This is a genomic window from Actinosynnema sp. NPDC053489 (genome assembly GCF_044544865.1).
Lineage (GTDB): Bacteria > Actinomycetota > Actinomycetes > Mycobacteriales > Pseudonocardiaceae > Actinosynnema.
In genome coordinates this window covers 104,552-123,121 of the sequence record NZ_JBITXT010000002.1, presented here as the reverse complement: position 1 = coordinate 123,121, position 18,570 = coordinate 104,552, and the positions used below count along the sequence as shown (strand labels likewise).

At 70.7% G+C, this 18,570-nt stretch carries 20 protein-coding genes; 9 read left to right on the top strand and 11 right to left on the bottom strand.

The window, feature by feature from the left end; translation table 11 throughout:
* The first annotated feature begins 8 nt into the window (after positions 1-8).
* The 4 genes from ACIGNX_RS03540 to ACIGNX_RS03525 all read left to right on the top strand — a co-directional run bounded on the left by ACIGNX_RS03540 (position 9) and on the right by ACIGNX_RS03525 (position 2,481).
* Positions 9-470 carry a cupin domain-containing protein gene (locus tag ACIGNX_RS03540; RefSeq protein WP_396535899.1) on the top strand — a complete coding sequence of 154 codons (462 nt, stop codon included), beginning with the start codon at positions 9-11 and terminating at the stop codon, positions 468-470.
* 10 nt (positions 471-480) lie between these two features.
* Positions 481-675, top strand: coding sequence for a DUF3046 domain-containing protein (locus ACIGNX_RS03535; RefSeq protein WP_396535897.1), 195 nt, complete (start codon positions 481-483; stop codon positions 673-675).
* 171 nt (positions 676-846) lie between these two features.
* Positions 847-1,890 (top strand): recombinase RecA, encoded by a 1,044-nt coding sequence (recA, locus tag ACIGNX_RS03530; protein ID WP_396535895.1) that lies wholly within the window; start codon positions 847-849, stop codon positions 1,888-1,890.
* 114 nt (positions 1,891-2,004) lie between these two features.
* On the top strand, positions 2,005-2,481 hold the full coding sequence (locus tag ACIGNX_RS03525; RefSeq protein ID WP_396536974.1) for a regulatory protein RecX: 477 nt from the start codon (positions 2,005-2,007) through the stop codon (positions 2,479-2,481).
* Between the two features lie 163 nt (positions 2,482-2,644).
* Here ACIGNX_RS03525 and ACIGNX_RS03520 read toward each other — a convergent pair whose 3' ends face one another.
* Entirely contained in the window at positions 2,645-3,334 is a 690-nt protein-coding gene (locus tag ACIGNX_RS03520) for a hypothetical protein (protein WP_396535893.1), read from the bottom strand.
* 54 nt (positions 3,335-3,388) lie between these two features.
* Here ACIGNX_RS03520 and ACIGNX_RS03515 point away from each other — a divergent pair, with 54 nt between their 5' ends.
* Positions 3,389-4,030 carry an HAD family hydrolase gene (locus ACIGNX_RS03515; RefSeq protein ID WP_396535891.1) on the top strand — a complete coding sequence of 214 codons (642 nt, stop codon included), beginning with the start codon at positions 3,389-3,391 and terminating at the stop codon, positions 4,028-4,030.
* A gap of 37 nt (positions 4,031-4,067) precedes the next feature.
* Here ACIGNX_RS03515 and eda read toward each other — a convergent pair whose 3' ends face one another.
* Together eda and edd are read right to left on the bottom strand one after the other, a co-directional pair.
* Positions 4,068-4,706: a bifunctional 4-hydroxy-2-oxoglutarate aldolase/2-dehydro-3-deoxy-phosphogluconate aldolase gene (gene eda, locus ACIGNX_RS03510; protein ID WP_396535889.1), complete on the bottom strand. Its 639-nt coding sequence runs from the start codon at positions 4,704-4,706 to the stop codon at positions 4,068-4,070.
* Positions 4,703-6,568, bottom strand: a complete 1,866-nt coding sequence (gene edd / locus ACIGNX_RS03505) for a phosphogluconate dehydratase (RefSeq protein WP_396535887.1) — start codon at positions 6,566-6,568, stop codon at positions 4,703-4,705. The genes eda and edd overlap by 4 nt, the downstream gene beginning before the upstream one ends.
* A gap of 225 nt (positions 6,569-6,793) precedes the next feature.
* On the opposite strand from edd, the gene ACIGNX_RS03500 reads away from it, so the two are divergent.
* The 4 genes from ACIGNX_RS03500 (at position 6,794) to ACIGNX_RS03485 (ending at position 10,611) form a co-directional block, all read left to right on the top strand.
* Positions 6,794-7,090, top strand: a complete 297-nt coding sequence (locus ACIGNX_RS03500) for a hypothetical protein (protein ID WP_396535885.1) — start codon at positions 6,794-6,796, stop codon at positions 7,088-7,090.
* A 118-nt stretch (positions 7,091-7,208) separates the two neighbouring features.
* Positions 7,209-7,970 carry a hypothetical protein gene (locus ACIGNX_RS03495; RefSeq protein ID WP_396535883.1) on the top strand — a complete coding sequence of 254 codons (762 nt, stop codon included), beginning with the start codon at positions 7,209-7,211 and terminating at the stop codon, positions 7,968-7,970.
* Positions 7,971-7,979: 9 nt separating this feature from the next.
* On the top strand, positions 7,980-9,857 hold the full coding sequence (locus tag ACIGNX_RS03490) for a fumarate reductase/succinate dehydrogenase flavoprotein subunit (RefSeq protein ID WP_396535881.1): 1,878 nt from the start codon (positions 7,980-7,982) through the stop codon (positions 9,855-9,857).
* Position 9,858: 1 nt separating this feature from the next.
* Positions 9,859-10,611 (top strand): succinate dehydrogenase/fumarate reductase iron-sulfur subunit, encoded by a 753-nt coding sequence (locus ACIGNX_RS03485; protein WP_396535879.1) that lies wholly within the window; start codon positions 9,859-9,861, stop codon positions 10,609-10,611.
* Here ACIGNX_RS03485 and ACIGNX_RS03480 read toward each other — a convergent pair.
* The 8 genes from ACIGNX_RS03480 to ACIGNX_RS03445 all read right to left on the bottom strand — a co-directional run bounded on the left by ACIGNX_RS03480 (position 10,560) and on the right by ACIGNX_RS03445 (position 18,400).
* Positions 10,560-11,771 carry an MFS transporter gene (locus ACIGNX_RS03480; protein WP_396535877.1) on the bottom strand — a complete coding sequence of 404 codons (1,212 nt, stop codon included), beginning with the start codon at positions 11,769-11,771 and terminating at the stop codon, positions 10,560-10,562. The two genes, ACIGNX_RS03485 and ACIGNX_RS03480, sit on opposite strands and share 52 nt — an antisense overlap.
* Before the next feature lie 72 nt (positions 11,772-11,843).
* Complete coding sequence (locus tag ACIGNX_RS03475; protein ID WP_396535875.1) at positions 11,844-12,434, bottom strand: TetR/AcrR family transcriptional regulator; 591 nt, start codon at positions 12,432-12,434, stop codon at positions 11,844-11,846.
* A 98-nt stretch (positions 12,435-12,532) separates the two neighbouring features.
* Positions 12,533-12,949 carry a type II toxin-antitoxin system HicB family antitoxin gene (locus tag ACIGNX_RS03470; RefSeq protein WP_396535873.1) on the bottom strand — a complete coding sequence of 139 codons (417 nt, stop codon included), beginning with the start codon at positions 12,947-12,949 and terminating at the stop codon, positions 12,533-12,535.
* 232 nt (positions 12,950-13,181) lie between these two features.
* Positions 13,182-13,610: a cytotoxic translational repressor of toxin-antitoxin stability system gene (locus ACIGNX_RS03465; RefSeq protein WP_396535871.1), complete on the bottom strand. Its 429-nt coding sequence runs from the start codon at positions 13,608-13,610 to the stop codon at positions 13,182-13,184.
* On the bottom strand, positions 13,607-14,023 hold the full coding sequence (locus ACIGNX_RS03460) for a type II toxin-antitoxin system HicB family antitoxin (protein WP_396535869.1): 417 nt from the start codon (positions 14,021-14,023) through the stop codon (positions 13,607-13,609). Before ACIGNX_RS03460 ends, ACIGNX_RS03465 begins: the two co-directional genes overlap by 4 nt.
* Before the next feature lie 177 nt (positions 14,024-14,200).
* Positions 14,201-17,056 (bottom strand): vitamin B12-dependent ribonucleotide reductase, encoded by a 2,856-nt coding sequence (locus ACIGNX_RS03455; protein WP_396535867.1) that lies wholly within the window; start codon positions 17,054-17,056, stop codon positions 14,201-14,203.
* A gap of 108 nt (positions 17,057-17,164) precedes the next feature.
* On the bottom strand, positions 17,165-17,623 hold the full coding sequence (gene nrdR, locus ACIGNX_RS03450) for a transcriptional regulator NrdR (RefSeq protein ID WP_396535865.1): 459 nt from the start codon (positions 17,621-17,623) through the stop codon (positions 17,165-17,167).
* A gap of 279 nt (positions 17,624-17,902) precedes the next feature.
* Positions 17,903-18,400, bottom strand: a complete 498-nt coding sequence (locus tag ACIGNX_RS03445) for a LysM peptidoglycan-binding domain-containing protein (protein ID WP_396535863.1) — start codon at positions 18,398-18,400, stop codon at positions 17,903-17,905.
* Positions 18,401-18,570 lie beyond the last annotated feature (170 nt).

Sequence of the window (18,570 nt, the reverse complement as noted above, 5' to 3'; positions counted from 1 at the left end):
TCGACGTCATGGAGAACACCCTGCTCGTCCGCGCCGACCAGGCCGAGGCGCTCACCGCCGACCCCGCCGCCGTCGTCACCCTCCTCGCCGACCTCGACGGGCTGACCGCCAACCGCTCCACCTTCCGCGACGGCTCCGACGGCGCGCCGCCGCACTTCCACACCCGCGCCTCGGAGCTGTTCTTCGTGCTCGGCGGCACGCTCCAGGTGCTGCTGGACCGGGACGTGGTGACCCTGGGGCGCGGCGACCTCCTCGTCGTGCCGCCACGCGTGCCGCACGCGTTCGGCGCGCTCAAGGGCGCCGACGCGGACGTCCTGTGCGTGTTCACGCCCGGCATGGGGCGGTTCGACTACTACCGGCTGCTCGACCGCGTCCATCGCGGCCGGGCCGACCCGCGGGAGATCCGCGACTCGCAGGACCGGTTCGACAACCACTACGTCGACAGCCCGGCCTGGGAGGCGGCGCGCTAGCCTGGGCCCGATGCGCATCACGATGTTCCGCAAGCTGATGGCGGACGAGTTCGGCCAGGTCAGGGCTGAGATGGTGGCCAGCGACCACGTGCTGTCCGCCCTGGGCGGCCGGACGCCCGACCAGGCGTTGGAGGCGGGCCTGCCCGCCAAGGAGATCTGGCTGGCGGTCTGCGACGCGTTCGACGTGCCGGAACAGCGGCGGTGACGCGGCGTGTCGCCCCGCTGGTCGAACACCTGTTCGGCTACACTCCCCGACACGACCGGGTGACAACACCCCGCGGGTGACCTGGTCCCCGCCGAAAAATGTCGGACCCCACCCGTAACGTCGGCCCCGACATCGCACCGCGACCCCAAGACACCCCGAGGTGGACTCCAGATGGCACCCCAGGCACCCGACCGGGACAAGGCCCTCGAGCTGGCCCTGGCCCAGATCGACAAGCAGTTCGGCAAGGGCTCGGTCATGCGGCTCGGCGAGGAGGGCCGCGCCCCGATCGAGGTGATCCCCACCGGCGCGATCGCGCTCGACGTGGCGCTCGGCATCGGCGGCCTGCCCCGCGGCCGCGTGATCGAGATCTACGGCCCGGAGTCCTCCGGCAAGACCACGGTGGCGCTGCACTCCGTGGCCAACGCGCAGCGCAACGGCGGCATCGCCGCGTTCATCGACGCGGAGCACGCGCTCGACCCGGACTACGCGCGCAAGCTGGGCGTCGACACCGACGCGCTGCTGGTCTCGCAGCCCGACACGGGCGAGCAGGCGCTGGAGATCGCGGACATGCTGGTCCGCTCCGGCGCGCTCGACATCCTGGTCATCGACTCGGTGGCGGCCCTGGTGCCCCGCGCCGAGATCGAGGGCGAGATGGGCGACAACCACGTGGGTCTGCAGGCCCGCCTGATGAGCCAGGCGCTGCGCAAGATCACCGGTGCGCTCAGCTCGTCCAACACGACCGCGATCTTCATCAACCAGCTGCGCGAGAAGATCGGCGTGATGTTCGGCTCGCCCGAGACCACGACCGGTGGCAAGGCGCTGAAGTTCTACGCGTCGGTGCGGCTGGACGTGCGGCGCATCGAGACCCTGAAGGACGGCGGCGAGCCGGTCGGCAACCGCACCAGGGTCAAGGTCGTGAAGAACAAGGTGGCCCCGCCGTTCAAGCAGGCCGAGTTCGACATCCTCTACGGCGTGGGCATCAGCCGGGAGGGCTCGCTGATCGACATGGGTGTCGACCAGGGCATCCTGCGCAAGTCGGGCGCCTGGTACACCTACGAGGGCGACCAGCTGGGCCAGGGCAAGGAGAACGCGCGGAAGTTCCTGCGCGAGAACCCGGACGTGGCCAACGAGATCGAGAAGCGGATCAAGGACAAGCTGGGCATCGGCGCCACCCTCGACGCGGACGAGACCGCCCCGGCTCCGGTCGAGTTCTAAGCGGGCGTGGCAGGACGAGGTGGCCGTGGTCGCGGGCCGTCCCGCGACCTCTCGGCCGACGACACCGAGCCGCGCCCGGTCGACCCGGCGAAGGAGCAGCGCAAGGCGGCGGACATCTGCTACGCGCTGCTCACCGCACGGGCCCGCACGCGCGTGGAGCTGAAGGACGCCCTGCTGCGCAAGGGCATCGGCGAGCAGACGGCCGAGGTGGTGCTGGCCAAGTTCGACCGGGCGGGGCTGATCGACGACGCCGCTTTCGCCGAGGTCTGGGTCCGTTCGCGGCACACCTACCAGGGCCTCGGCCGGCGTGCCCTGGCGATGGAGCTGCGCCGCAAGGGCGTGGCGGACGAGGTGGCGGCCGAGGCGGTCGCGGCCGTGGACGACGAAGCCGAGGAGGACCGGGCGCGGGACCTGGTGCGCAAGAAGCTGCGCACCATGGCGACCTTGGACGACACGACCAGGATTCGTCGCCTGGTCGCGGCCCTGGCCCGGAAGGGCTACGCGGAGGGCCTGGCCTACCGCGTCGTCCGCGAGGAGCTGCGCCGAGCGGGCGAGGACTCCGATGCCCTGGACGACCTGCCCCAGGACTGACCCCGGCCCTGCTCGTCTCGCGGGACGAGGGAGCCAGCGGTCCAGGACCTCCGCCCCGCGCCACCCCCGGCGAACGCCTGTCACGGCGTGCCCGCGTCGAGTGCCTGGCCGCCACGAGGCCGGGCCGCTCACCGGGTCGCGTTACCCCGGGTCGCGCCCACCCTCAGGCCGGCGGTCGGACCAGGCGCCAGTACTGGCGCTTCTTCTCCTCCCGCACGACGACCCCGAGCCGGGCCAGCTCCTCCCGCAGCTCGTCCGCGTCGCCCGCGTCACCCTTGCGCAACGCCTCCGCCCGCACCTTGAGCAGCGCGTTCGCCCCGGGCGGGAGGGCGGGTGCGCCGTCGACCCACCGCCGGTAGTCGTCGCGGTACGGGTCGCCGTCCAGCCACTGGTAGCCGTGCGTCTGGAACGCCTCGGCCAGCACCTCCGGCTTCAGGTCGTGCGTCTCCCGCGCCAGCTCGCCGGTGTCCACGCCGAGCAGCACGAGCTTCTTGCCGTCCAGGAACACCCCGGACACGAGCGTCCGGTCGAAGCTGCGGTGCCTCCCGCCGCGCAGCAGCTCCACGCCCTCGTTGAACACCTCGACCACCAGCCGCTCGTGCGCGGCGATCCCGGCCACCACGAGCCCGAGCACGGCGCCCACGGCCACGGACCCGATCGTCGCCCACGGCTCCGGGATCGACGCCACCAACCGGAACGGCCCCTGCAGCGGTGCCCAGGACAGGTCGGCCACCCACCCGGCGATCGACTTCAGGCCCCACACCACGAGTGCGCCCAGCACCGGGAACCCCACCGACACCAGCGCCACCTGCCCGCGCGGTTCGGCGACCACCGTGTTCCGTCGCGCGTCCATCCCCCACTACCTCCCCAGAAGTGAGCACCCAACCTATCGCCGTAGCCTGACCGAGTGAGGATCAGGGCCGATCACGTCGTCTGGGACTGGAACGGCACGCTGTTCGCCGACAACGACGCCGTCCTCGCCGCCGTGAACCGGGTCTGCGCCGACTTCGGCCACGCGGCCGTCACGCTGGAGCAGTGGCGCGAGACGTTCCGACGCCCGGTCAAGGACTGCTACGAGGGCGTGTTCGGCCGCCCGCTGACCGCGGCGGACTGGGACCGCATCGACCTCGTCTACCACGCCGAGTACCGGGTGGCGATGGACCGGTGCGGGCTGGCCCCGGGCGTGCCCGACCACCTGGCCGCCCTGCGCCACACCCAGTCGCTGCTGTCGATGTGGTGGCACGACGAGCTGGTGGCGCTGGTCGCCCGGTTCGGCCTGGCCGGGTTGTTCCGCCGGGTCGACGGCCTGCGGGCGGCGACCGGTGGCGGGTCCAAGGCGAAGCACCTCGCCGAGCACCTGGACGCCCTGCGGCTGCGACCGGAGCACGTCGTGGTCGTCGGCGACGTGGCCGACGACGCCGACGCGGCCCGGCACGTGGGCGCGCAGGTCGTCCTGGTCGCCACGGGCACCAGTTCCCGCCGGGTCCTCGAACGCACCGGGGCGCCGGTCGCCGACTCCATCCCGGAAGCGCTCGCGCACCTGGCCTGACGGAGGTGCCCGGGAGGCACCTCCGGACCAACGGCCCCTACAGCGCCGACGCGGCCCGCGCCAGCTCCTCGACCCGCGCCCAGTCGCCGGACGCGAGCGCGTCCTTGGGCGCGAGCCACGACCCGCCGACGCACCCGACGTTCGGCAGCGCGAGGTAGTGGGGCGCGGTCGCGGGCGTGATGCCGCCGGTGGGGCAGAACCGCAGGCCGGGCAGCGGGCCGCCGATCGACTTGAGGTAGTCCACCCCGCCCGCGGCCTCGGCGGGGAAGAACTTCAGCGACGTCAGGCCGCGCTCGGCCAGCCGCATCGCCTCCGACACGGTCGCCGCGCCCGGCAGGAACGGCAGGCCGGTGTCCTCCGCGGCGTCCAGCACCCGGTCGGTCGACCCGGGCGTGACGAGGAACGCCGCACCCGCCTTGGCGGCCTGCTCGGCGTGCTCCGGCGCGGTCACGGTGCCCGCGCCGATCACGATGCCCGGCACCTCCGCCGCCACCCGCTCGATGGCGGCCAGCGCGGCGGGCGTGCGCAGCGTCAGCTCGATCACGCGGACGCCGCCGCGCAGCAACGCCTCGGCCAGCGGCACGGCGTGCTCGGCGTCGTCCACGACGACGACCGGGATGACGGGGGACAGCGCCAGCAGATCCGCCGCCGTCGCATGAGCCGGCGTGGTGGTCACCGGGACACCTCCTGGTTGAACTGGCCCTCGAAGTGCGAGGCCGCGATCGGTCCGAACACGCTCGCGCCGCGGTCGGCGGGCCCGACCGCCCGGCGCAGCGCGGCGAACAGCTCCCGACCCGTGCCGGTCCACGCCTGCGCGTCCGGCGGGAAGTCCACCAGATCGCGGGCGGCCAGCTCCGCCGGGTCCACGAAGACCTCCAGCGTGCCGGTCTCGGCGTCCAGCCGGAGCACGTCGCCGTCGCGCACGCGGGCCAGCGGACCGCCCACGGCGGCCTCGGGGGTGACCTGGATGGCGGCCGGGATCTTGCCCGACGCGCCGGACATGCGGCCGTCGGTGACCAGCGCGACCCGGTGGCCCCGGTCCATCAGCACGCCCAGCGCGGGCGTCAGCTTGTGCAGCTCGGGCATGCCGTTGGCCTGCGGGCCCTGCTGCCGCACGACCACGACCACGTCCCGCTCCAGCTCACCGGCCTGGAACGCGGCGCTGAACGCCTCCTGCGAGGTGAACACCCGCGCGGGTGCCTCGACGACCCGGTGCTCCGGCTTGACCGCCGACACCTTGATCACCGCGCGGCCGAGGTTGCCCGACAGCATCCGCAGGCCGCCGTCGGCCGCGAACGGGTCCGACGCGGGCCGCAGCACGTCGGTGTCCAGCGAGTGCGGCGGGCCGGGCCGCCACTGCAGCACGCCCTCGACCAGCACCGGCTCCCGGCGGTAGCGGTCCAGCCCGTCGCCCGCCACGGTCTTCACGTCGGCGTGCAGCAGGCCCGCGTCCAGCAGCGTCGAGACGAGGAACTGCACGCCGCCGGCGGCCTGGAAGTGGTTGATGTCGGCCGAGCCGTTCGGGTAGACGCGGGCCAGCAGCGGCACCACCGACGACAGCTCGGAGAAGTCGTCCCAGCTCAGCTCGATGCCGGCGGCCGAGGCGATGGCGACCAGGTGCATGGTGTGGTTGGTCGACCCGCCCGTCGCCAGCAGCGCGATCACGCCGTTGACCACGGACTTCACGTCGACCACGTGCCCGATCGGGGTGTACTCGTCGCCGCGGCTGATCTCCACCGCCCGCCGCGCGGCCTCCTCGGTCAGCGCCTTGCGCAGCCGGGTGCCCGGCGGCACGAAGCTCGCGCCGGGCAGGTGCAGGCCCATGACCTCGACCACGAGCTGGTTGGAGTTCGCCGTGCCGTAGAACGTGCAGGTCCCGGGGCTGTGGTAGGACTGCGCCTCGGCTTCGAGCAGGTCCTCGCGGGTCGCCTTGTCCTCCGCGAACAGCTGCCGCACCCGCGCCTTCTCCGAGTTCGGCAGGCCGGAGTGCATCGGGCCCGCGGGCACCAGGATCGCGGGCAGGTGCCCGAACGACAGCGCGCCGATCAGCAGGCCGGGCACGATCTTGTCGCACACGCCCAGCAGCAGCGCCGCGTCGAACATCTCGTGCGAGAGGGCGATGCCGGTGGCCATCGCGATGACCTCGCGGCTGAACAGCGACAGCTCCATGCCCGCGCGGCCCTGCGTGATGCCGTCGCACATGGCGGGCACGCCGCCGGCGAACTGCGCCACGCCGCCGACCCCGCGCGCCGCGTCCTTGATCCACGCCGGGTACTCGTGCATCGGCTGGTGGGCCGACAGCATGTCGTTGTAGGCGGACACGATGGCCACGTTCGGGCGACGCAGCGCCCGGAGGAGGTCCTTGTCACCGCCCGTGATGCCGGCGAAGCCGTGCGCCAGGTTGCTGCACGCCATGTCGCGGCGGGCCGGGCCCTCGCGGTGGGCCTGGGCGACCCGTTCCAGGTAGGCGGTCCGGCCGGCGGCGCTCCGGGCGGCGATTCGGGCCGTCACTTCGGCGACGACGGGATGCACGCTCATGGTTCGCTGTCTCCCGGTGTGGATCACGGGCCGTGGTGGGCCCGGTGGGACGGCAGCGCTGGCGTCGCACGGACGGACGTGACAGCAAGCACACTATGTCACGACACATGATCGTGACAAAAACGATTCAGATCCTGGGACGCAACTCGGGCACTTGTGGTGCTTGTCACAGCGGCTTCCACTTGGCAGAGTCGGCACACGGACCGACCCGAGGGAGGTGCTGACATGACGTCCTCCGAGATCGTGGAGCTGCGCCGGGCGCTCAACCAGTTGCGCCACTGCATCGGTGGCCTGCGCGCGAGGTACGGCGACGTGGCCGCGGTGCAGAGGCTCGCCAACGACATCGAGCGCTTGGACATCGACGCGACCGAGCTGGTGGACCTGGACGGACCACCCCGGCAGCGCCGGGCGCCCCGGGTCGAGCGGGAAGTCGTCGTCGTCCCGGACACGCCGTACGACCCGCAGCTGTGGCACGACGCCGACGACGAAGGGCTCGGCGGCTACCGCAGCCACCGGACCTGACCCGAGGAGCAGACCGGCCCCCGCGTGCGAACGCGGGGGCCGCTCCCGTTTCAGGGCCGATGATGTGTCCCAGACCACAATGTGTCCCGCACCACAACGACGTGGAACGAGGTGAGGTATGAGGGCGCAGATCGCCCAGCGCACGTTGCGCACGGACCGGTGGTGGCTGCCGCCGTTGGTGACGTTCGCGGGCCTGCTCCTGATTTCGATCTACGCGGCCGTGCGGACCTTCATGGGCGACTACTACTGGGTGGACGACTACCGCTACCTGACGCCCATGTACTCGCCGTGCCTGAGCCAGGAGTGCCTGCCCGCCGCGGCGCACCTCGGCCGCCCGCTGCCGGAGCTGCCCGGGTTCCTCACGCCGCCGGTGGTGATCATCCCGTTCCTGCTCGGCTTCCGGGTGACCTGCTACTACTACCGCAAGGCGTACTACCGGGCGGCGTGGATGTCCCCGCCCGCGTGCGCCGTGGCCGAGCCGCACGCCAAGTACACCGGCGAGACCCGCTTCCCGCTGATCGCGCAGAACCTGCACCGCTACTTCTTCTACGCGGCCTCGATCCTGCTGCTGATCAACGCCTACGACGCGTTCTACGCGTTCACCACCGGCATCGGCCTGGGCAACATCGTGCTGCTGGTCAACGTCGCGCTCCTCGGCGCCTACACGCTGTCGTGCCACTCGTGCCGCCACATCGCGGGCGGGCGGTTGAAGCACTTCTCCAAGCACCCGGTCCGGTACTGGGCGTGGACGCGGATCTCCAAGCTCAACGCCCGGCACATGCAGCTCGCCTGGGCCTCGCTCATCTTCGTCTGCGTCACGGACCTCTACGTCGCGCTGGTCGCCTCCGGGACGATCGCCGACCTCCGATTCGTCAACTGAGGAGTGGTTTTGCCCGAGCTGGAACGGCATTCGTTCGACGTGCTCGTGATCGGTGCCGGCGGTGCGGGGTTGCGCGCCGCGATCGAGGCCCGCGAGCACGGGATGCGCACGGCGGTGCTGTGCAAGTCGTTGTTCGGCAAGGCGCACACGGTGATGGCCGAGGGCGGCATCGCCGCGGCCATGGGGAACGTCAACTCGAACGACAACTGGCAGGTGCACTTCCGCGACACGATGCGCGGCGGGAAGTTCCTGAACAACTGGCGGATGGCCGAGCTGCACGCCAAGGAGGCGCCCGACCGGGTGTGGGAGCTGGAGACCTACGGCGCGCTGTTCGACCGGACGAAGGACGGCCGGATCAGCCAGCGCAACTTCGGCGGGCACGAGTACCCGAGGTTGGCGCACGTCGGCGACCGCACCGGGCTGGAGCTGATCCGCAGCCTCCAGCAGAAGGTGGTCTCGCTCCAGCAGGACGACCTCGCCGAGACCGGCGACTACGAGTCGCGGCTGCGGGTCTTCCAGGAGTTCACCGTCACCGACCTGGTGCTCGACGGCGACAGGGTGGCCGGCGCGTTCGGCTACTGGCGCGAGTCGGGCCGGTTCGTGCTGTTCGAGGCGCCCGCCGTGGTCCTCGCGACCGGCGGCATCGGCAAGTCGTTCAAGGTGACGTCGAACTCGTGGGAGTACACCGGCGACGGGCACGCGCTGGCGCTGCGGGCGGGCGCGTCCCTGATCAACATGGAGTTCGTCCAGTTCCACCCCACCGGCATGGTCTGGCCGCCGTCGGTGAAGGGCATCCTGGTCACCGAGTCGGTCCGCGGCGACGGCGGCGTGCTGCGCAACTCCGACGGCAAGCGGTTCATGTTCGACTACATCCCCGAGGTGTTCAAGGACAAGTACGCCGACAACGAGGCCGAGGCCGACCGCTGGTACACCGACCCGGGCGACAACCGGAGGCCACCGGAGCTGCTGCCGCGCGACGAGGTCGCCCGCGCCATCAACTCCGAGGTCAAGGCCGGTCGGGGCTCCGAGCACGGCGGCGTGTTCCTGGACGTGTCGACCCGGCTGCCCGCCGAGGAGATCATGCGGCGGCTGCCGTCGATGCACCACCAGTTCAAGGAGCTGGCCGACGTCGACATCACCGCGCAGCCGATGGAGGTCGGCCCGACCTGCCACTACGTGATGGGCGGCGTGCAGGTCGACCCGGACACGGGCGCGGCCTCGGTGCCGGGCCTGTTCGCGGCGGGCGAGGTGTCCGGCGGCATGCACGGCTCCAACCGGCTGGGCGGCAACTCGCTGTCCGACCTGCTGGTGTTCGGGCGACGGGCGGGCGCGGGCGCGTCGGACTACGTGGCCGGGCTGGCCGCGCGGCCGGTGTGCTCGGACGAGGCCGTGGCCGAGGCGGAGCGGACGGCCGTCGCGCCGTTCTCCGGGGCCGGGGGCGGCGGCGAGAACCCGTACACGCTGCACATGGAGCTGCAGCAGGTGATGAACGACCTGGTCGGCATCATCCGGCGGGCCGAGGAGATGGACCAGGCGGTGGCGCGGCTGGAGGAGCTGAAGCGCCGGGCCGCGACCGTGGTGGTCGAGGGGCACCGGCAGTTCAACCCCGGCTGGCACCTGGCGCTCGACCTGCGCAACATGCTGCTGGTCAGCGAGTGCGTGGCGCGGGCCGCGCGGCTGCGCACCGAGAGCCGCGGCGGTCACACCCGTGACGACTACCCGAGCATGGACGCCGAGTGGCGGCGCAAGCTGCTGGTGTGCCGGTCGGCCGGGTCGTCGGTCGAGGTGGTGGAGGAGCCGCAGGTCCCGATCCGGTCGGACCTGCTGGCGCTGTTCGAGCACGGCGAGTTGCAGAAGTACCTGACCGCCGACGAGCTGGAGGGCTGACATGGGGTACCAGGGGCACTTCCGGGTGTGGCGCGGTTCGGACGAGGGCGGCGGGCTGGAGGACTTCACCGTCGAGGTGAACGAAGGCGAGGTCGTGCTCGACGTCATCCACCGGTTGCAGGCCACGCAGACCCCCGACCTGGCCGTGCGGTGGAACTGCAAGGCGGGCAAGTGCGGGTCGTGCTCGGCGGAGATCAACGGCAAGCCCCGGTTGCTGTGCATGACGCGGATGTCGGTGTTCGCGGAGGACGAGACGGTCACCGTGACGCCGATGCGCACGTTCCCGGTGATCCGCGACCTCGTCACCGACGTGTCGTACAACTACGAGAAGGCCCGGGAGATCCCGGCGTTCAAGCCCCCGGCGGGCGTGGCGCCGGGGGAGTACCGGATGCAGCAGGTCGACGTGGAGCGCTCGCAGGAGTTCCGCAAGTGCATCGAGTGCTTCCTGTGCAACAACACCTGCCACGTGATCCGCGACCACGAGGAGAACAAGGAGTCGTTCGCCGGGCCGCGGTTCCTGATGCGCGTGGCCGAGCTGGAGATGCACCCGCTCGACGAGGCCGACCGGGTGCCGCAGGCGCAGTCGTCGCACGGCCTGGGGCTGTGCAACATCACCAAGTGCTGCACCGAGGTGTGCCCGGAGCACATCAAGATCACCGACAACGCGCTGATCCCGATGAAGGAGCGCGTGGCCGACCGGCGCTACGACCCGTTGGTCTGGCTGGGCAACAAGCTGTTCCGCAACAAGTCCTGATCGCGCTCGCGCGGCACGTCACCGCGAGGTGGCGTGCCGCGCAGGTCGGGTACCAGGCTGACCAGCCCGAGCACCGCCAGCGCCGCGCCCAGCCACAGCGGCGCGCGCAGGCCGTGGTCGGTGATCAGCAGGCCGCCCAGCCACGAGCCGACGATGATGCCGAGCGTGATGAACGACCCGTGCACGGTGTTGACGAGCGCGCCCGCGTCACCGGTGCGCTGGACGCGGGCGACCAGGGCGGGGTTGAGGGTGACGCCGACCAGGCCGATGCCCAGCAGGCTGATCACGGCCGGGGTCTTGCGGTCGGCGAGCAGGGCGAACGCGGTGAGGAAGCCCGCGTTGAGCAGCAGGCCCACGACCAGGGTCGGCAGCGTGCGCCGGTCGGCGAGCCGGCCGACCACGTGGTTGCCGACCACCGTGGCCGCGCCGTAGGCGATGAGCAGCAGCGGGACCGTGCTCGTGGCGAAGCCGGTGACCTCGGTGAGGACGGGGTTGGCGTAGCTGAACGCCGAGAACGTCGCGCCGATGGCGAACGTGCTGGTGGACAGCACGACCCACAGCCTGGGCCGCACCACCGACCGCAACTCGGTTCGCACGCTGGTGCCGCTCGCGCGGACCGACCGGGGCACGCCCACGACCGTGCCCGCGGCGGCCACCACCGCCAGCACGGCGATGCCCCAGAACGCCGCGCGCCAGCCGAGGTGCTCACCGGCGAACGTGGCCGACGGCAGGCCGAGCAGCGTGCCGAGCATCAGGCCGTTCAGGACGGTCGCGGTGGCCCGGCCGCGCTGGTCCGCCGCGACCAGGGCCGAGGTCACCGAGAGGGCCACGCCGAAGAACGCCTGCGCCGCCGCGCCCGTGACGAGGCGCGCGGTGAGCATCACGCCGTAGGCGGTGGCGGTGGCGGCGAGGACGTTGCCCGCGAGGAAGACGCCGAACAGGGCGAGGAGCGCGGGCTTGGGGTTCAGGCGGAGCACCAGCACGGTCAGCAGCGGCCCGCCGACGGCCATCGCGGCGGCGAACGCGGTGATCAGGTAGCCGATCTCGGGGACGGTGACGTGCAGGCCGGCGGCCAGTTGGGGCATGAGTCCGGCGACGACGAACTCGCTGGTGACCATGGTGAAGATGCCGAAGGCGAGCAGGTGGACAACTCGGGGCATTCCGGGCGCTCCTGTTGTGTATTGATCTGTCCAAAACTGTGGCGCGCGGCGGCGCGCTCGTGGCGGGGGTGGTTAGAGGGCGTCCAGGGCGGTGTCGGCGATGGCCCTCAGGGTGGCGACGTCCGCGCCGCCCTGCCCGGCGACCCGGATGCCCGCGATGACCGCGTTGAGGAACCGCGCCAGCTCGGCGGGCGTGCGGCCCGGTGCGATCTCGCCGCCCGGCCGACCGGCCGCGATGACCTCTTCGAGCGCGTCCAACCGACGGCGCTGGTCGCGTTCGACCAACCGGGCCGCGTCCGGATCCCGCCCGGCCAGCTCCACGGTCGTGTTGACGGTCAGGCACCCGATCCCGCGGTCACCGCGCCGGTTCTCCACCTCGCCCGCGATGATCGCGTCGAACAGCTCCCGCAGGCGTTGCGCGGGCGACCGGCGCTCGTCGCGGAGGAGGGCGAGCTGGTTGTCGGTCATCAGCTCGGTGTAGCGGACGAGGGCGCGCTTGAAGAGCTCGTGCTTGCTGGTGAAGGTGTTGTAGATGCTGCTGCGCCCGAGCCCGGTGGCGCGGCAGAGGTCATCGGTCGACGTGCCCTCGTAGCCGTTCACCCAGAACGCCCGCATGGCCGCGTCGAGCGCCTGCTCCTCGTCGAACTCCCTGGGCCGTGGCACGTCGGCGACTGTAGCAGGTTCTGGAACGTCCTATCCAGAACTGATGTCGGCGGATCGGCGGTGCTCGGTCCCGGAGCGCCGATCGGCTCCCTCGGAGGTCACCGCGCGGCACCGACCAGCCAGTCGCGCAGCTGCTCGTCGTCGCTGAAGCTGATCAGTTGCACCAATCCCCAGTTGTCGCGGTGGTTCGGAGCGTCGAGCAGGCGCTGCTGCCAGTCTTCCGCGTACTCGCGCAGGGCGTCGATCATCTCGGTGATCGCTTCGTCGAACGACGCGCCATCGGCCGCCACCGGCAGCCCTGGGATGAACACCGACCAGCCGCCGGCCTCCGGGACGACCTGGGCGCGCGACGGAATGATCGATGCGGGGAAGTGGCGCAGCCGCTTGACGTCCACGACGGCTGTCGTGGCCGAGTCACGTCGAACCGTGGCGACTCGCCCCTTCTCCGCAGCATCCGGCAAGTCCTTCGGATGTGCGCGAGCATCGGTGTAGCTGTCGCGGTGAACAGCGGACATGCCGGCCTCCCGGGGTGGTCCTCACAAGCGTGCCCCGAAGTCCGAGTACTTCAAGTACGTGTCGCACTTAGGGCGTTGGTGTTGCCTCCGGTGCGACCGCGAGCGGGCACGGCAGAGCCGGGGCAACCCGTTGCCCCGGCTCTGACCAGGTAATTCACGTGCCAAAGGCGCTCGGGGTACTGGTGGAGTGCACTTATTCGTACCGTGCGCTATTCATCCAGCTGTCACTTGATCAGCTGCTCTCGGTCCAGTAGCGCTGGAGCCTGGCGACCGCTTCGTCCTTACTCATCCCGGCCACCTCGGACTCGGCGAGGCCGACACGCGTGATCAGCATGTGCACGAGGTCGGCAGGCAGGGCTGCCGCCGGCGGCTCAGGCGTGCCGCGAGCAGGTTTGACGCCATCCTGCACGCATGACCAGAACGCCGGTTCGTCGACGTCGAGTTGATCGCGGAGGATGTGCTTCCAGATGCTCTGCCCGTAGCCGGTGCGGTCCACCGGGTGCGAGATGCGGGTGCGCAGAATCCTGCCGTCGACAAGATCGAGTTCGTAAGTGACGTGGTGCGTTCCGGTTCGGCCGCGGGCGTCGCGCACTCGGCGCCATTCCTCGACCTGGCAGAACGCCTCGTGATCCTTGCGCGTTGGCTGCGGCCAGGAGGTCACCGCGCGGCACCGACGAGCCAGTCGCGCAGCTGCTCGTCGTCGCTGAAGCTGATCAGCTGCACCAATCCCCAGTTGTCGCGGTGGTTCGGAGCGTCGAGCAGGCGCTGCTGCCAGTCTTCCGCGTACTCGCGCAGAGCGTCGATCATCTCGGTGATCGCTTCGTCGAACGACGCGCCATCGGCCGCCACCGGCAGCCCTGGGATGAACACCGACCAGCCGCCGGCCTCCGGGACGACCTGGGCGCGCGACGGAATGATCGAGGCGAGGAAGTGGCGCAGCCGCTTGACGTCCACGACGGCTGTCGTGGCCGAGTCGCGTCGAACCGTGGCGACTCGCCCCTTCTCCGCGGCATCCAGCAAGTCCTTCAGATGTGCGCGAGCATCGGTGTAGCTGTCGTAGTGAACAGCGGACATGCCAGCCTCCCGGGATGGTCCTCACAAGCATGCCCCTGAAGGCTAAGTACGTCAAGTACGTGACGTACTTAGCCAGAGATGTTGCATCTGATGCAACCGCGGGCGGGCACGGCAGAGCCGGGGCAACCCGTTGCCCCGGCTCTGACCAGGTAATTCACCTGCTAAAAGCGCTCAGGGTCAGCTGCAGCCCGAGGTGGAGCCGCAGCCCTCGCACAGGTAGCACGAGCCGGCCGGGCGCATCTTCGTGCCGCACGTCATGCACAGCGGCGCGTCGGCGGCCTTGCCCAGGTGCAGTTCGAGCAGTTCCGTGGAGCTGCCCACGCGCACGTCCTGCGGCTTGGGCTTCTTCTCCTCGACCGGCGCCGGGGCGGCGGCGGTGGGAGCTGCGGCGTCGACCGACGTGCGCAGGCCCTCCAGGTCGACGTCCGAGCCGGTGCCGTAGTCGGACGACACCTGCGCCGTGCGCTCGTCGGCCGTGAAGATGCCGAGCTGCGCCCGCTTCTCGAACGGCAGGTAGTCCAGCGCCAGGCGCCGGAACAGGTAGTCCAGGACGCTGGTCGCGATGCGGACGTCCGGGTCGTCCGTCATGCCCGCCGGCTCGAAGCGCAGGTTCTGGAACTTCGAAACGTAGAACTCCAGCGGGATGCCGTACTGCAGGCCGACCGAGATCGACATGGAGAACGCGTCCATCACGCCCGCCAGCGTCGAACCCTGCTTGCCCAGCTTGACGAAGATCTCGCCCAGGCCGTCGTCCGGGTACGACCCGGCGTGCAGGTAGCCCTCCGCACCGCCGACCGTGAACGACACCGTCTGCGACGGGCGCTTCTTCGGCAGCCGCTTGCGCACCGGGCGGTACTCCACGACCGTCTCGGTCTTCGCCTCGGCCGTCGCGGCGGCCTTCGCCGACTTGCCCGCCGACAGCGGCTGGCCGACCTTGCAGTTGTCGCGGTAGATCGCCAGCGCCTTCAGGCCCAGCTTCCAGCCCTGGTAGTAGATCTCCTCGACCTCCTCGACGGTCGCCGTCTCCGGCATGTTCACCGTCTTGGAGATCGCACCCGAGATGAACGGCTGCACCGCGGCCATCATCCGCACGTGGCCCATCGGCGCGATCGACCGGTCGCCCATCGCGCAGTCGAACACCTCGTAGTGCTCCGGCCGCAGGCCCGGCGCGTCCACCACGTGGCCGTGCTCGCCGATGTACTCGACGATCGCCTCGATCTGCTCCTGCTGGTAGCCCAGCACGCGCAGCGCGCGCGGCACGGTCTGGTTGACGATCTGCATCGAGCCGCCGCCGACCAGCTTCTTGAACTTCACCAGCGCCAGGTCCGGCTCGATGCCGGTCGTGTCGCAGTCCATCATCAGGCCGATGGTGCCGGTCGGCGCGAGCACGCTTGCCTGCGCGTTGCGCCAGCCGTTGCGGGCGCCGATGGTCAGGCACTCCTGCCACGCCTTGGTCGCGACCTTCTGCACCGCCGCGTCGTTCGCGTGGTACGTGCGCAGCATGTCGTTGGCGGCCGAGTGCTTGCGGATGATCCGCTGGTGCGACTCGGCGTTGCGGGCGTAGCCCTCGTACGGGCCGACGACGCCCGCCAGCTCGGCGGACCGCTTGTACGCCACGGCCTGCATCAGGGACGTGATCGACGCGGCCAGCGCGCGGCCGCCCTCGGAGTCGTACGCGTGACCGGTCGCCATGAGCAGCGCGCCCAGGTTCGCGTAGCCGATGCCGAGCTGGCGGAACGCGCGGGTCGTCTCGCCGATCGCGGGGGTCGGGAAGTCCGCGAAGCAGATCGAGATGTCCATCGCGGTGATGATCAGCTCGACCGACTTGGCGAACAGCGGCGCGTTGAACGAGCCGTCGTCGGACAGGAACTTCATCAGGTTCAACGACGCCAGGTTGCAGCTGGAGTTGTCCAGGTGCATGTACTCCGAGCACGGGTTCGAGGCCGTGATGCGACCCGACTCCGGCGTGGTGTGCCAGTCGTTGATCGTGCCGTCGTACTGGATGCCCGGGTCGGCGCACTCCCACGCGGCCTGCGCCAGCTTGCGGAACAGGTCCTTCGCGTCGACGTGCTCGATGACCTCGCCGGTCTGGCGGGCGCGCAGGCCGAACTGCCCGCCGTTCTCGTAGGCGTGCATGAACTCGTCGGACACGCGGACCGAGTTGTTCGCGTTCTGGTACTGCACGGACACGATGTCCCGGCCGCCCAGATCCATGTCGAACCCGGCGTCGCGCAGCGCGCGGACCTTGTCCTCTTCCCGCGCCTTGGTCTGGATGAACTCCTCGACGTCGGGGTGGTCCACGTCCAGCACGACCATCTTCGCCGCGCGGCGGGTCGCGCCGCCGGACTTGATGGTGCCCGCGGACGCGTCCGCGCCGCGCATGAACGACACCGGGCCGGACGCCGTGCCGCCGGAGGACAGCAGCTCCTTGGACGAGCGGATGCGCGAGAGGTTCAGGCCCGCGCCGGAGCCGCCCTTGAAGATCAGGCCCTCCTCGCGGTACCAGTTCAGGATCGACTCCATCGTGTCGTCGACCGACAGGATGAAGCAGGCGCTGACCTGCTGCGGCGAGCTGGTGCCCACGTTGAACCACACCGGCGAGTTGAAGCTGAACACCTGGTGCAGCAGCATCCAGGTCAGCTCGTGCTCGTAGATCTCGGCGTCGGTCTCGGTGGCGAAGTACCCGTGCTTGACGCCCGCCTCGACGTAGGTCTTCACCACGCGGTCGATGAGCTGGCGCAGGCTGTGCTCGCGCTGCGGCGTGCCCACGGCGCCGCGGAAGTACTTGCTGGTGACGATGTTGGTGGCGTTGACCGACCAGAAGTCGGGGAACTCGACGCCGCGCTGCTCGAAGTTCACCGACCCGTCGCGCCAGTTCGTCATCACGACGTCGCGGTGCTCCCAGGTGACCTCGTCATAGGGGTGCTTGCCCGCGGTGGTGTACACGCGCTCCACCTTGAGCTTGCCGCTCTTGTCCCCCGCGCCGTTGCGGGTGGCCGTCTTCTTGCTGGAGCCACCGACGGTCTCCGTCATCCCGGGTCCCTCTCGTCTTGCTGCGTGTGGAAAGTGTCGTTCCCGCGCCGACCACGTCCGGGCTCCCCGTCCGAGGCGGCCGCGCGCTTGTCCTTGCGTCGCGTCCGCTCAGTCGTCCGTGCGCTGGGCGGTGCGAAGATCGGCGATCTCCTTCTCGAAGTCCTCGACGGACGAGAAGGAGCGGTAGACGCTCGCGAAGCGGAGGTAGGCCACCTCGTCCAGCTCGCGCAGGGGGCCGAGGATGGCCAGGCCCACCTCGTGGCTCGGGATCTCGGCGTTGCCGCCCGAGCGGATGGACTCCTCGACGCGGTGCGCGAGCTGCTGGAGGGCGTCCTCGTCGACGGGGCGGCCCTGGCAGGCGCGGCGCACGCCGTTGACGACCTTGTCGCGGCTGAACGGCTCGGTGACGCCGGAGCGCTTGACCACCGCGAGCACGGCTTCCTCCACGGTGGTGAACCGGCGGCCGCAGCTGGAGCAGGAGCGCCTGCGGCGGATCACCTGGCCCTCGTCCACCTCCCGCGAGTCGACCACCCGGGAGTCGGCGTTGCGGCAGAACGGGCATCGCACGGCTGTCTCCCCCTCCTCCGCGCAGCGTCCATCGCGTTAGCCCCTGTCGTGGGGAAAACCCCAACCTGTGGACTAACTACAACGGTGTAACCACTAGATGTAGGGGTCAACCTATGCCCAAGGCCCACGGCGAGGCAAGTTGAAACGAGGCGTGTCCCGTCACTCGGACGGAGGAACCGCGCAAGCCTCCCCAAAGCGCGTGAACCGCGCTCGCGGAGATCCGGGAGCGCGGTTCGGCAGGGCTGGGCGGCGGACGCCCCGGGAGCGCCGCCGAGGGGGTCAGGGGGTGCCGTGCGGGACGACGAGGGACTGGCCGGGGACGACGTCGGTGCCCGGGAGGGAGTTCAGCTCGCGGATGCGGGCCACGACGGCGTCCGGGTCGCTGGCCGGGGCGCTGCGCTCGGCCACGTCCCACAGCGTCTCGCCCACCTGGACGTGCACCACGCCGGTGCGCTCGGGCACCGTCGTCGCGCCCGAGACGTACAGGAACAGCAGGCTCAGCAGCGCGCAGAACGCTGCCGCGACGGCCGCCTGGGCCGCGAACCGGAGGGCCGGGTGGCGGCGCGGCCGGACCTCGCAGGCCGCCGGCTCCGGCGCGGCCTCGCGCACGGCGAGGGGGCGGGGGCGGCCGGCCGGGCGGCGAACCGCCTTCTCGGGTACTTCGAACCGGCGGAGGACCCGCGGTCCGGGTCGCAATCCCACGCCGAGGGCGACATCCTCGGCACCGGCGCCGTCCACCAGTTCGAAGCCGTTCCGGGTGCCAATGACCACCGCCATGATGTCCTCCAACGCAGGTCATCCGATCATGATCGAACCTGTGTTCGATCGAACGTCCGTGCGAATGTGTACCACTTCGCCGGGCGAAATCACCAGGACACGCCGATGCTTACTTCGAACAGGTGTTTGATCTGGACAACGAACGCGACTACCGTCCACAACTGAAGATC